We start from the raw sequence: 12046 nt of genomic DNA, 5'->3' as shown, positions 1-12046 counted from the left end.
TGGGCCCAGTACGCCCAGAACGGCTGGGCTGAGTACCTCGAAGCCGTCCAGGAAGTCGAATAGCGCAAGGTTGGAACACTGCCTCTTCACCAGTCGGCGACACCGTCGCGGTCTGCGAGGTGAAGACCCGCTCCGAGCGGGGCTTCCAACAACCCAGCGAGGCCATCGGCCGGGCCAAGGCCGCCCGGCTGCAACGCCTGGCCGAGCGCTGGATGGCCGAGCGCTGGCCGGGCCACTTCGCCCGGCTCGCCGGGCCCGGGTACGACCCCGGGCCGGCCGATCCGCAATGGCCGCCCGCTCCACCGGGTGGGGTGCGGATCGACCTGGTGGCCGTGGTCAACCGGGCGCGGGGTGCGGCCCTGGTCGACCACCTGCGGGGGGTGGTCTGAGATGGCCTTCGCCCGAACCTGTTCCGTCGCGCTGGTCGGGGTCGACGGAGTGATCGTCGAGGTCCAGGCCGATCTGGAGCCCGGGGTGGCCGCGTTCACCCTGGTCGGCCTGCCCGACAAGGCACTCACCGAGGCCCGCGACAGAGTCCGCGCCGCGGTCTGCAACAGCGGGGAGGCCTGGCCGCAGCGCAAGCTGACCGTCGGCCTCAGCCCCGCCTCGGTGCCCAAGAGCGGCAGCGGTTTCGACCTCGCGGTGGCCTGCGCTGTGCTGGCCGCCGCCGAGCGGCTCGACCCGTCCTCCATCGCCGATCTGCTGCTCATCGGCGAGCTGGGGCTGGACGGCCGGGTGCGGCCGGTCCGCGGGGTGCTGCCGTCGGTGCTGGCTGCCGCCGACGCCGGGTACGAGCGGGTGGTGGTCGCCGAGCAGACCACACCCGAGGCCTCGCTCGTCCCCGGGGTGACGGTGATCGGTGTCCGCAGCCTGCGCCAGCTGGTCGCCGTCCTGACCGGGGCGACGACGCCGGAGGAGCCGCCCGACCCGATCGGCGGCCGGCCGGATCCGTTGATGGCCGGCCTGATGCTGCCCAGCGCCTGCGTGCGGGGCCTGCCCGACGAGCGGGCGTTCCGCCTCGACATGGCCGACGTGGCCGGCCAGTACGAGGCCCGGCGGGCGCTGGAGATCGCCGCCGCCGGGGGACACCACCTCTACCTGAAGGGGCCTCCGGGCGCGGGCAAGACGATGCTGGCGGAGCGGCTGCCCTCGCTGCTCCCGCCGCTGACCCAGAAGGAGGCGTTGGAGGTCACCGCCGTCCACTCGGTGGCGGGCCTGCTCCCGGCCGGGCGCCCACTGATCGACACCGCGCCCTACTGCGCCCCGCACCACTCCACCACGATGCCCGCGATCGTCGGCGGCGGCAGCGGCCTGCCGAGACCGGGGGCGGTCTCGCTGGCGCATCGGGGCGTGCTCTTCCTGGACGAGGCACCGGAGTTCCCGGTGCGGGTGCTCGACGCGCTGCGCCAGCCGCTGGAGTCGGGCGAGGTGGTGATCGCCCGCTCGGCCGGATCGCTCCGGCTCCCGGCCCGGTTCCTCCTCTGCCTGGCCGCCAACCCCTGCCCGTGCGGCCGGTATTCACGGCGGGGCGAGGGCTGCGAGTGCACGCCCGCGATGGTCAGCCGCTACCAAGGGCGGCTCTCCGGCCCGCTGTTGGACCGGGTCGACCTCCAGGTCCAGGTCGCTCCGGTGACCAGGGTCGAGCTGATGGAGCGGGACGTCACGGCGGAGAGCACCGAGACCGTCGCGGCCCGGGTGCTGGCCGCGCGGGAGCGGGCGGCGGCCCGACTGGAGCACACCCCGTGGCGGACCAACGCGGAGGTGCCGGGCCATGAACTGCGCACCCGTTGGCAGCTCGCGCCCGGCGCACTCAACGACGCCGCGCACCAGCTGGAGCGCGGCCTGTTGACCGCCCGGGGCCTGGACCGGGTGCTCCGGGTCGCCTGGACGGTCGCCGATCTGGCCGGCCGCGACCGGCCGGACCAGCGGGACGTGCGCACCGCCCTGGTCATGCGCACCGGGGTCGAGCAGGGCCTGCCGCTGACCGAACGCCCCTTCGGCCGGCTCCGGGGCATCCCGGCCCAGCGCCGGAGCGGCCCGGACGACGACTGGTCGCAGGAGCGGGAGCAACCCCCGGCGAAGGAGGAGGGAGCGGCATGAACCGGTTGAGGACCCCTCAAGCGCCCCGCACGGCCGAGGCCGGCAACGGAGCCGTGCCGGAGGCCGTGGCAGCGCCGGGGGCCGGAGCCGCGCTGGACACCGCAGCCGTGGTTGGCACCGCGGCGGAGCCCGACACCACTGCCGTCCCCGAGCCGGAGCGTCTCGCCCGCGTCCTGCTCAACCGGCTGAGCGAACCGGGGGACGCGGTGGTCGGTCGCTGGCTCGGCCAGCTCTCCGCCGTGGAGGTGGTGCGGGCGATCCGGGCGGGTACCGTCCCCGACCACCCCGGGCTGGACGCGGCCCGGCTGGCCGCCTACCAGGCTCGGCTGCCTGGCCTCGACCCGGTGGGCGACCTGAAACGGGTACGAGTCGTCGGTGGACGCTTCATCATTCCGGGGGACACGGAATGGCCCAGTCAACTGGACGACCTCGGCGACGGACGCCCGATCGGGCTGTGGACCAGCGGCACCGGATCACTGCGGCTGCTCGCCCTGCGCTCGGTGGCGGTGGTGGGCTCCCGGGCCTGCACGGCCTACGGCGCCCACGTCGCGGGGGAGCTGTCGGCCCAACTGGCGGAGCGCGGGTGGGTGGTGGTCTCCGGAGCCGCCTACGGGATCGACGCGGCCGCCCACCGAGGGGCGCTCGCCGTCGGTGGGATGACGATCGCCGTGCTCGCCTGCGGGGTCGACGTGGCCTACCCGAAGGGGAACGCCGAGCTGATCCGGCGGATCGGCGTCCAGGGGCTGCTGGTCAGCGAACTCCCGCCGGGGGAGCACCCGAACCGGTTCCGCTTCGTGCTCCGCAACCGTGTCATCGCGGCGCTCACCCGGGGCACCGTGGTGGTCGAGGCGGCCGTGCGCAGCGGAGCCCTCAGTACGGCCAGACGGGCGCGGGACCTCAACCGCCACACCATGGGCGTGGCCGGCCCGGTCACCTCGGAGCTCTCCGCCGGGGTGCACGCCCTGATCCGCAGCGGCAGCGCCACCCTGGTCACCGACGCGGCCGAGATCACCGAGCTGATCGGGGCGATCGGGGAGGACCTGGCGCCGCAGCGCAGCGGCCCGGTGCTGCCACGGGACCTGCTGGATCCCGCGGTGGCCAGGGTGCTGGAGGCCGTCCCGGCCACGGCGCAGGGTGCCCCGGTCGAGCGGCTGGCCCGTCAGTCCGGACTCTCGCCGGACGAAGTCCTCCAGCGGCTCTACGAGTTGACCTCGCTCGGTTTCGTGGAGCGGCACGGTGCGCACTGGCGTGTGGTGCGGAGAAGGGGGTGATCGTCGAGAAGGAGAACGCACGTGCGCCTGGGGAGGGCGCGCCGGGACGGCCCGGCTGACCTGCTGATCCGGTTCTTCCGCTCGTGTGGCCGGATCCGGTGGGCGAGTGCCACCGGATCGGGGGACCACCGAGTGGCGGTAGCGCTTTGCAGTGAGTCGGTCACGCTACGCTCCACCTGCCTTCCCTATCAGCACATGACTCGGCAGAACGGCGCAGACCAACGTATGCCCACACACATTCCCGGACACAGAGTGACCGGTGGCGCTCGGTCCTCGGGAGGGCCGCGGACCGAGCGGCGACCGGCGACCGAGTTCCCGTCCAAGTCGGCGGGGACGATGGGAGGACTGTCGCGCCAGGGCGGCCGGCCGACGGTGGTGCCGGGCCAGCCCGCGGACGCGGCCCGCGACACCGAATCGGCCCACGCCAACAGGGCAGCCGGTGAGGAGGGCGCGCCAAGCGGCGCGCCCGCCGACCGCGCGCCCCGCCCGCCCGGCAGCGCCCCCACCCCGGACGCCACCTCCCCACCGGGCGCCGCCTCCTCGTCCGGTACCCCGGGGCGCAGCGCGCTCGAAGAGCTCTGGCGCTGCTACAAGGAGACCGGCGATCAGCGGCTGCGCGAGCAGCTGATCCTGCACTACTCACCACTCGTCAAGTACGTCGCGGGCCGGGTCGGGGTCGGTCTGCCCTCCAATGTCGAGCAGGCCGACTTCGTCTCCTCCGGGGTCTTCGGGCTGATCGACGCGATCGAGAAGTTCGACATCGACCGCGCCATCAAGTTCGAGACCTACGCGATCAGCCGCATCCGCGGCGCGATCATCGACGAACTGCGCGCCCTCGACTGGATCCCCCGCTCCGTGCGGCAGAAGGCGAAGGCCGTCGAACGGACGTACGCGACACTGGAGGCCCGGCTGCGCCGGACGCCGCACGATCCCGAGGTCGCGGCCGAAATGGGCATCGCGATCGAGGACCTGCACGCGATCTTCAGCCAGCTGTCGCTCGCCAACGTGGTGGCCCTGGACGAGCTGCTGCACCCGGTCGGCGAGGGCGGTGACCGACTGAGCCTGATGGACACCCTGGAGGACCACGGCGCGGACGACCCGGTCGAGGTGGCCGAGGACCGCGAGCTGCGCAGGCTGCTGGCCCAAGCGGTCAACACCCTCCCCGAGCGGGAGAAGACCGTGGTGACCCTCTACTACTACGAGGGACTCACCCTCGCCGAGATCGGACAGGTGCTGGGGGTGACGGAGAGTCGGGTGAGCCAGATCCACACCAAGTCCGTCCTCCAGCTGCGCGCCAAGCTCTCGGACGTCCGGTAGCCCACGCCGGATCCACCCGGCGGGCCGGCACCTCGTCCGAACGCGCGGCACCGTATCGGCCGAAGGTATGGCTCCGTACAGTGGGGGCGTGCCGAAGATCCGAGCGGCCACGGTGGCCGAGCATCGCCAGCTGCAGCGGGCAGCCCTCCTCGACGCTGCCCGCACCCTGCTCACCGAGGGCGGCATGGAGGCCCTGACCTTCCCCGCGCTCGCGGCGCGCACCGGGCTGGCGCGCTCCTCGGTCTACGAGTACTTCCGCTCCCGCGCCGCCGTGGTCGAGGCGCTCTGCGAGGTGGACTTCCCGCTCTGGGCGGCCGAGATCGAGGCCGGGATGGAGAGCTGCGACACCGCGGCCGAGCGGGTCGAGGCGTATGTCCGGGGCCAGCTGGCGCTGGCCGCCGACCCGAGGCACCGCGCGGTCGTGGCGATCTCGGCGCTGGAGCTCGACGAGGCCGCGCGCGAGCGCATCCGGGCGGCGCACGGCCGACTGGTCGGCCTGGTCGTCCAGGCGCTGGAGGACCTCGGCCACGAACAGCCCCGGCTTGCGGCTGCGCTGCTCCAGGGGGTCGTGGAGGCGGCCGTCCGCCGGGCCGAGCAGCTGGCGGCCGGCGACCGCGCGGGCTGCCAGGCCGAGACCCCCGAGGCGATCGCTGACGCCGCCGTCGCCCTGGCGCTGCACGGTCTCGCCCGCGCCTGAGCCGCCACCTACGTCTGAACCGTCACCGATGCCGGGGCCCCCAGTCATGACAGTGCCACCCGCCACGACGGGGCCCCCACCCACGACAGGGCCCCCACCCACGACAGACCCGCCCGCAGTGGGCCCGTGCAACCCGGAGCCATCCGCCCGCCCGACCCCGCCCAGCGGCAGCAGTCGCGCCGCGCCGACGCCGAGCAGGGCCAGCGGATCGAGGTAGCGGCTGCCGCGCAGCAGCCCCCAGTGCAGGCAGTCCCGTGCGCCGCAGTGCCGCCCACCCGGGGCGAGCTGCCCGATGACCTGCCCGGCGGCCACCGCGGTGCCGACCGGGACGGTGCCGGTGACGGGCAGGTAGGTGGTCCGCAGCGGCGGCGTCCCCGAGCCCGGGTGGGTGACGGTCAGCACCGGCCGCCCGGCCACCAGCCCGGAGAACGCGACCACCCCGTCGGCTGCAGCCCGCACCTCCGCCCCGGGCACGGCGGCGAGGTCCACTCCCCGGTGCCCGGCCGCCCAAGGCTTCGCCGGCGGCTCGAACCGCCCCAGCACCCCATCAGGCCCGCCCGTCGGCCAGGCCCGCGCCTCCGCGCCGCGGCCGGCCGCCGCACCGCGACCGGCCGCGACACCCGGGCCGTCCGCCCCGGGTGTGGCGGCCGCCGCCCCCGCACTGCCCGGCCACCCGAGCACCAGTGCCGCCACCACGGCCAGCACCAGCACCACCCCGCCGAACACGGCAAGCACGGTGAACGCGGCGGACACCCTTCGAACCCCACTGAGCCCAGTCATGCCCCGAGGTTGATCCAACCCCCGCCCCCACACCACCCCGTTCCGGATTTCTGTGGACAAACCGCCCCCGCCCCCGACCGCCGTCCCCCCAACGGGTGTACGGGCGCCGCCATCCGGTGTACAAACGGCATGCGAGCACCGAACCGCGGGCAGGCAGCCGACCGAAGCGCACCCGGCCCGCACTGCTCTCCCGCCGCTGCGGACCCGCCGGTCGCAGCCGTTCCCAGGCTTCTCCCAGGCCCTCCGCAGGCCCTCCGCAGGCCCTCCGTCGCTCGCGAAGTCGCTCGCTCCTCGGCGCTTCCCGTACACTTCACACGCGACCCGGTCCACCGGGTCGACTTCGCACGCCCCGCCACCGGTGGTCGCACGCGGTTCTTCCGCGGCGCTGCCAGGTGCGAGTGCCGCTCGGTCCGCCGAGCCCGACCGGTCCCCGGACCGAGCGGGTGGAAGCGGCTCGGCACGATCGGGGCGTCAGGCGTGGCTGTCACCTGGCCGCCACGGACAAAACCGAGCCTGACCTGGCCGCAGGCGGTTGCCCGACGGGAAAACCTCACGGGAACGCCGCAGCCGGGCCGTAACACCTGAGGAGCACGGCAATGGCCGTCGTCACGATGCGGGAGCTGCTGGAGAGCGGCGTCCACTTCGGTCACCAGACCCGCCGCTGGAACCCGAAGATGAAGCGCTTCATCATCACCGAGCGCAACGGCATCTACATCATCGACCTGCTGCAGTCGCTGAACTACATCGACCGCGCCTTCGAGTTCATCAAGGAGACCGTTGCCCACGGCGGCAGCGTGCTCTTCGTCGGCACGAAGAAGCAGGCCCAGGAGGCCATCGCCGAGCAGGCCACCCGCGTGGGCATGCCCTACGTGAACCAGCGCTGGCTCGGCGGCATGCTGACCAACTTCTCGACCGTCTACAAGCGTCTGCAGCGCCTGAAGGAGCTCGGCGAGCTGGACTTCTCGGACGTGGCCGGCTCCGGCCTGACCAAGAAGGAGCTCCTGGTCCTCCAGCGCGAGCACGACAAGCTGGAGAAGACCCTCGGCGGTATCCGCGACATGCAGCGCGTTCCCAGCGCTGTCTGGATCGTGGACACCAAGAAGGAGCACATCGCGGTCGGCGAGGCCCGCAAGCTCAACATCCCGGTCGTCGCCATTCTCGACACCAACTGTGACCCGGACGAGGTCGACTACAAGATCCCGGGCAACGACGACGCGATCCGCTCCGTCACCCTGCTGACCCGTGTGATCGCCGACGCCGTGGCCGAGGGCCTGAAGGCCCGCGCCGGTGTCGCCAAGGGCGACGCCAAGGCCGAGCCGGGTGCCGACCAGCCGCTGGCCGACTGGGAGAAGGACCTCATCGAGGGCGAGAAGAAGGCCGAGGAGGCCCCCGCCGCCGCCGAGGCTCCGGCCGCCGAGGCTCCGGCCGCTGAGGCTCCGGCCGCTGAGGCTCCGGCCGCTGAGGCTCCGGCCGCTGAGGCCCCGGCCGAGCAGGCCTGACGCACCAAGGGTGAGGGGTACCCACCGGTGCGACACCGGTAGGTACCCCTCTCTCCCGCGCCGGGGCCGAACCATCGGTCCCGGCGCATCCCCACGCAGACACGCGAGACGCGAGAAGAGATTCACACCATGGCGAACTTCACCGCCGCGGACGTCAAGAAGCTCCGTGAGCTCACCGGCGCCGGCATGATGGACTGCAAGAAGGCCCTGGACGAGGCCGAGGGCAACGTCGAGAAGGCCGTCGAGCTCCTGCGCATCAAGGGCCAGAAGGGTGTTGCCAAGCGCGAGGGCCGTGACGCCTCCAACGGCGCCGTCGCCGCGCTGATCGCCGAGGACAAGAAGTCCGGCGTTCTGGTCGAGCTGAACTGCGAGACCGACTTCGTCGCCAAGGGTGACAACTTCGTCAAGGTCGCCGACGCGATCGCCGCCCACGTCGCCAAGACCGCCCCGGCCGACCTGGACGCCGCCCTGGCTTCCGAGATCGAGGCCGGCAAGACCGTCCAGCAGTTCGTGGACGAGGCCAACGCGACCCTGGGCGAGAAGATCGTCTTCCGTCGCTTCGCCCAGTTCGACGGTGACGGCTTCGTCGCGGTCTACCTGCACAAGACCAGCCCCGACCTGCCGCCGGCCGTCGGCGTCCTGGTCGAGCTGGACAAGGAGAACGCCGAGGTCGCCAAGGACGTCGCGCAGCACATCGCCGCGTTCGCGCCGAAGTTCCTCTCCCGCGAGGACATCCCGGCCGAGGAGCTCGAGAACGAGCGCCGCGTCGCCGAGGCCACCGCTCGCGAGGAGGGCAAGCCGGAGGCCGCCCTGCCGAAGATCGTCGAGGGTCGCGTCACCGGCTTCGTGAAGGAGAACTCCGTCCTGGAGCAGGCCTTCGCGAAGGACAACAAGAAGACCGTCGCCAAGGTCCTCGAGGAGAACGGCGTCGCCCTCAAGCGCTTCGCCCGCTTCCGCGTCGGCGCCTGAGCCACGTTCCACCTGGTCCCAGCCCCCTTTAGGCTGGGAACCGCCCCCGCCCGCTGACCAGGGCGGGCGGAACGCCGAACGGGCTCACCCAGCGCCAACCGTCCATGGGCGGGCCGCTTCGGCACCATGAACGACGAGGAGGCCATTGCCGTGCAGGACACCGAACCGGTTCCCGCGGCAGTGGCCTCCTCGCGTGTACGCGCAGGCCGGGTATCCGCACACCCAGGCCTGTGAGCCAGCAGGTGCAAAAAGGAGAAGTCCATGCAGGAGACGCAGGAGACCGCGCAGGACCCCAAGGCGGGCTCGCGCCGCCGGGTGCTGCTCAAGCTGTCCGGTGAAGCCTTCGCCGGTGGCGGCGGGCTCGGCGTCGACCCGGACGTCGTGCACGCGATCGCCCGGGAGATCGCCACGGTCGTCCGCGCCGGTACCGAGGTCGCGGTGGTCATCGGTGGCGGCAACTTCTTCCGGGGCGCCGAGCTGCAGGTCCGAGGGATGGACCGGGCCCGTTCGGACTACATGGGCATGCTCGGCACCGTGATGAACTGCCTGGCGCTGCAGGACTTCCTGGTCAAGGAGGGCATCGAGACCCGGGTCCAGACCGCCATCACCATGGGCCAGGTGGCCGAGCCGTACCTGCCGCTGCGGGCCGTCCGGCACCTGGAGAAGGGCCGTGTGGTGATCTTCGGTGCCGGTATGGGCATGCCGTACTTCTCGACCGACACCACGGCCGTCCAGCGCGCCCTGGAGATCCACGCCGACGTCCTGCTGATGGGCAAGAACGGCGTGGACGGCGTCTACGACTCCGACCCGCGGACCAACCCGGACGCGGTGAAGTTCGACGCGCTGGAGTACTCCGAGGTCATCGCGCGCGACCTCAAGGTCGCCGACCTCACCGCGATCACGCTGTGCAAGGACAACAACCTCCCGATGCTGGTCTTCGAACTGCTGGCGGAGGGCAATATCGCGCGTGCGGTGAAGAGTGAGAAGATCGGCACACTCATCAGCCAGGATTCCGTCCGGGCCTGAGCAGCAACCAGCCGTGCGGGACGGCGTCCGCCGCGACCGGCCCCGATGCCGACACCGGTCGGGACAACAGCAGATGAACCGGACAGGGAGACCACAGTGAGCGAATTGATCGAAGAGATCCTCCTCGAGGCCGAGGAGAAGATGGAGAAGGCCGTCCTCGTTGCCAAGGACGACCTCGCGGCCATCCGCACCGGCCGTGCCCACCCGGCAATGTTCGCCAAGATCGTCGCCGAGTACTACGGTGCCGTGACGCCGATCAACCAGCTGGCCTCGTTCTCGGTGCCGGAGCCCCGGATGGCGGTCGTCTCGCCGTTCGACAAGACCGCACTGAAGGCCATCGAGCAGGCGATCCGTGACTCCGACCTGGGCGTCAACCCGTCGAACGACGGTTCCATCATCCGGGTGGTGCTGCCCGAGCTCACCGAGGAGCGCCGCCGGGAGTTCATCAAGATCGCCCGCACCAAGGGCGAGGACGCCAAGGTCTCGATCCGTTCGGTGCGCCGCAAGGCCAAGGACGCCATCGACAAGATGGTGAAGGACGGCGAGGTCGGCGAGGACGACGGCCGCCGCGGGGAGAAGGAGCTCGACGACACCACGGCCAAGTTCGTGGCCCAGGTCGACGAGCTGCTGAAGCACAAGGAAGCCGAGCTGCTCGAGGTCTGATGAACGACGCCCCTGACGCCCCTGGCTACTGGGGCCCGTCCGACCAGCAGTTCCAGCCCTACCGCCCGGCGCCGCAGCCGCAGGCACCCCGGCCGTCGGCCCAGCCGACGCCGGGGTACGGCGAGCACCCGGCGCCGGTCCAGGGACAGCCCGTCCAGGGGCATGCCGCTCCGGGGCATGCCGTCCCCGGGCACCCCGCCCAGGGGCACCCCGGCCAGGCCGCCCACCAGGGCGGGCCGGGCGCTGTCCCGGGTGGCCCCGCCCTCCGTTCGGATCAGTCGCAGCAGCCTCCGGTGTACTGGGGCGGAGACGCGGAGGACACTCAGGTCATGCCTCCCGTACCGGCCGATCCCGGCCCGCACCCCGGTGTGCCCGACCACGGCCTCGCCCAGGGTCGGCCGGCACCGCACCACGGGCAGGCGACCCCCGGTCAGCGCGCGGCGTACGGCCAGCCGGCGGTCCCCGGCCAGTCGGCCGACCCCGGCGCGGGCCCGGCCCGGGAGGCCGGCCGGCTGAGCGGCGGCCCGCTGTTCCGGGACGGGCAGCCCGAGACGGCGCCGCCTGGTGTGACGGAGACGGTCGTGCTGCGCGCGATAACCGACGACGTCATCCCCGCCCCCGGTCCCGGCGCCCAGCCGTACCCGGGGGCTCCGGTGCATCCCGCGCCGCCACAGAGCCACCGGGCGGCCGGGCAGCCCCACTTCGTGCCGTCGTCCCACCCAGGGCAGGAGACACCCGTGGCCGCCCAGCCCGCCCCGCAACCGGAGCCGCGCAAGCAGCGCGGTGGCCGCAACCTCCAGGCCGCCATAGGCGTGGGGGTGGGCCTCGGCGCGGTGATCGTCGCCTCGCTGTTCGTGGTCAAGGCGCTGTTCCTCGTGGTCGTGATGGCCGCGGTGGCGGTCGGCAGCTGGGAGCTGACGTCCCGGCTCGCCGAGCGCAAGCAGATCAAGGTGCCGCTGGTCCCGCTGGTGGTGGGCGGTGTCGCGATGGTCGCCACCGGCTACTGGGCCGGGGTCGAGTGGGCCGCCGCCTCGCTGGCGCTGACCGGGCTGGCGGTGATGGTCTGGCGGATGGCCGCACCGCCGGAGAACTACCTGCGGGACATAACGGCGGGTGTGTTCACCGCCTTCTACGTGCCGTTCCTGGCCACCTTCGTGGCGATGATGCTGGCGGCCGACGACGGCCCCCAGCGGATCGTGCTCTTCCTGATCGTCACGATCTGCAGTGACACCGGCGCCTACGCCGTGGGCTACAAGTTCGGCAAGAACAAGCTGGCTCCGACGATCAGCCCCGGCAAGACCCGCGAGGGCCTGGCCGGCGGCATCGGCCTGTCGATGCTGGCGGGCGCCCTGCTGATGCAGCTGATCATCGACAACGGCAGCTGGTGGCAGGGCCTGATCCTGGGCGGCTGCGCGGCGGTCACCGCGACCCTGGGCGACCTGGGCGAGTCGATGATCAAGCGCGACCTCGGGATCAAGGACATGGGCACGCTGCTGCCCGGCCACGGCGGCATCATGGACCGGCTGGACTCGCTCCTGCCGACCGCCCCGGTGGTCTGGCTGCTGCTCGCCGCCTTCGTCGGCAGCTAGCGCGACGGCTCAGCGCGATCGCTCAGCGCGGGGGGGGGGGGGGCGCGGGGGGGCCGGCGCGCGCCCCGGGGGGCGCGGCCGCAACCAACGACTCGGCCGCCCAGACATCACGGCGTAGAGGCGGGGCGCCCGGCA

Annotated in this window: 10 protein-coding genes and 1 pseudogene; 10 read left to right on the top strand and 1 reads right to left on the bottom strand. The window is 72.7% G+C overall.

Annotated elements, in window-relative coordinates:
- Window positions 1–59 precede the first annotated feature (59 nt).
- From ACGF12_RS32110 to ACGF12_RS32090, 5 genes are all read left to right on the top strand, one after another.
- Window positions 60–389: a YraN family protein gene (locus tag ACGF12_RS32110; protein WP_393037925.1), complete on the top strand. Its 330-nt coding sequence runs from the start codon at window positions 60–62 to the stop codon at window positions 387–389.
- A gap of 1 nt (window position 390) precedes the next feature.
- Window positions 391–2100, top strand: a complete 1710-nt coding sequence (locus ACGF12_RS32105; RefSeq protein ID WP_393037915.1) for a YifB family Mg chelatase-like AAA ATPase — start codon at window positions 391–393, stop codon at window positions 2098–2100.
- Window positions 2097–3371: a DNA-processing protein DprA gene (gene dprA, locus ACGF12_RS32100; protein WP_393037911.1), complete on the top strand. Its 1275-nt coding sequence runs from the start codon at window positions 2097–2099 to the stop codon at window positions 3369–3371. Before ACGF12_RS32105 ends, dprA begins: the two co-directional genes overlap by 4 nt.
- Window positions 3372–3707: 336 nt before the next feature.
- On the top strand, window positions 3708–4688 hold the full coding sequence (gene whiG / locus ACGF12_RS32095) for an RNA polymerase sigma factor WhiG (RefSeq protein WP_393037908.1): 981 nt from the start codon (window positions 3708–3710) through the stop codon (window positions 4686–4688).
- A 112-nt stretch (window positions 4689–4800) separates the two neighbouring features.
- A complete protein-coding gene (locus tag ACGF12_RS32090; protein ID WP_393037922.1) occupies window positions 4801–5385 on the top strand; it encodes a TetR/AcrR family transcriptional regulator in 585 nt (194 codons plus the stop codon).
- Window positions 5386–5601: 216 nt separating this feature from the next.
- On the opposite strand, the pseudogene ACGF12_RS32085 reads toward ACGF12_RS32090, so the two are convergent.
- Window positions 5602–6165, bottom strand: a pseudogene (locus ACGF12_RS32085) (peptidoglycan DD-metalloendopeptidase family protein); the annotation flags it as partial.
- 596 nt (window positions 6166–6761) lie between these two features.
- Between ACGF12_RS32085 and rpsB the strand changes: the two are divergent.
- From rpsB to ACGF12_RS32060, 5 genes are all read left to right on the top strand, one after another.
- Entirely contained in the window at window positions 6762–7664 is a 903-nt protein-coding gene (gene rpsB / locus ACGF12_RS32080; protein ID WP_393037905.1) for a 30S ribosomal protein S2, read from the top strand.
- A 129-nt stretch (window positions 7665–7793) separates the two neighbouring features.
- Window positions 7794–8633 carry a translation elongation factor Ts gene (gene tsf, locus ACGF12_RS32075; protein ID WP_393037902.1) on the top strand — a complete coding sequence of 280 codons (840 nt, stop codon included), beginning with the start codon at window positions 7794–7796 and terminating at the stop codon, window positions 8631–8633.
- Between the two features lie 261 nt (window positions 8634–8894).
- Window positions 8895–9659, top strand: a complete 765-nt coding sequence (pyrH, locus tag ACGF12_RS32070) for a UMP kinase (RefSeq protein WP_030056790.1) — start codon at window positions 8895–8897, stop codon at window positions 9657–9659.
- Between the two features lie 105 nt (window positions 9660–9764).
- Window positions 9765–10322 (top strand): ribosome recycling factor, encoded by a 558-nt coding sequence (gene frr, locus ACGF12_RS32065; RefSeq protein WP_393037919.1) that lies wholly within the window; start codon window positions 9765–9767, stop codon window positions 10320–10322.
- 329 nt (window positions 10323–10651) lie between these two features.
- Window positions 10652–11911, top strand: coding sequence for a phosphatidate cytidylyltransferase (locus tag ACGF12_RS32060; protein ID WP_393037917.1), 1260 nt, complete (start codon window positions 10652–10654; stop codon window positions 11909–11911).
- The last annotated feature ends 135 nt before the right edge of the window (window positions 11912–12046 follow it).

The sequence above is a fragment of the Kitasatospora sp. NPDC048296 genome (assembly GCF_043201815.1).
Classification (GTDB): Bacteria; Actinomycetota; Actinomycetes; order Streptomycetales; family Streptomycetaceae; genus Kitasatospora.
This window is presented reverse-complemented; position numbering and strand designations above follow the sequence as displayed.

Excerpts from the sequence above, each read along its gene's own strand:
- ACGF12_RS32105 (WP_393037915.1), top strand. The coding sequence starts at position 391 with ATGGCCTTCGCCCGAACCTGTTCCGTCGCGCTGGTCGGGGTCGACGGA.
- dprA (WP_393037911.1), top strand. The coding sequence starts at position 2,097 with ATGAACCGGTTGAGGACCCCTCAAGCGCCCCGCACGGCCGAGGCCGGC.
- whiG (WP_393037908.1), top strand. The coding sequence starts at position 3,708 with ATGGGAGGACTGTCGCGCCAGGGCGGCCGGCCGACGGTGGTGCCGGGC.
- rpsB (WP_393037905.1), top strand. The coding sequence starts at position 6,762 with ATGGCCGTCGTCACGATGCGGGAGCTGCTGGAGAGCGGCGTCCACTTC.
- tsf (WP_393037902.1), top strand. The coding sequence starts at position 7,794 with ATGGCGAACTTCACCGCCGCGGACGTCAAGAAGCTCCGTGAGCTCACC.
- pyrH (WP_030056790.1), top strand. The coding sequence starts at position 8,895 with ATGCAGGAGACGCAGGAGACCGCGCAGGACCCCAAGGCGGGCTCGCGC.
- ACGF12_RS32060 (WP_393037917.1), top strand. The coding sequence starts at position 10,652 with ATGCCTCCCGTACCGGCCGATCCCGGCCCGCACCCCGGTGTGCCCGAC.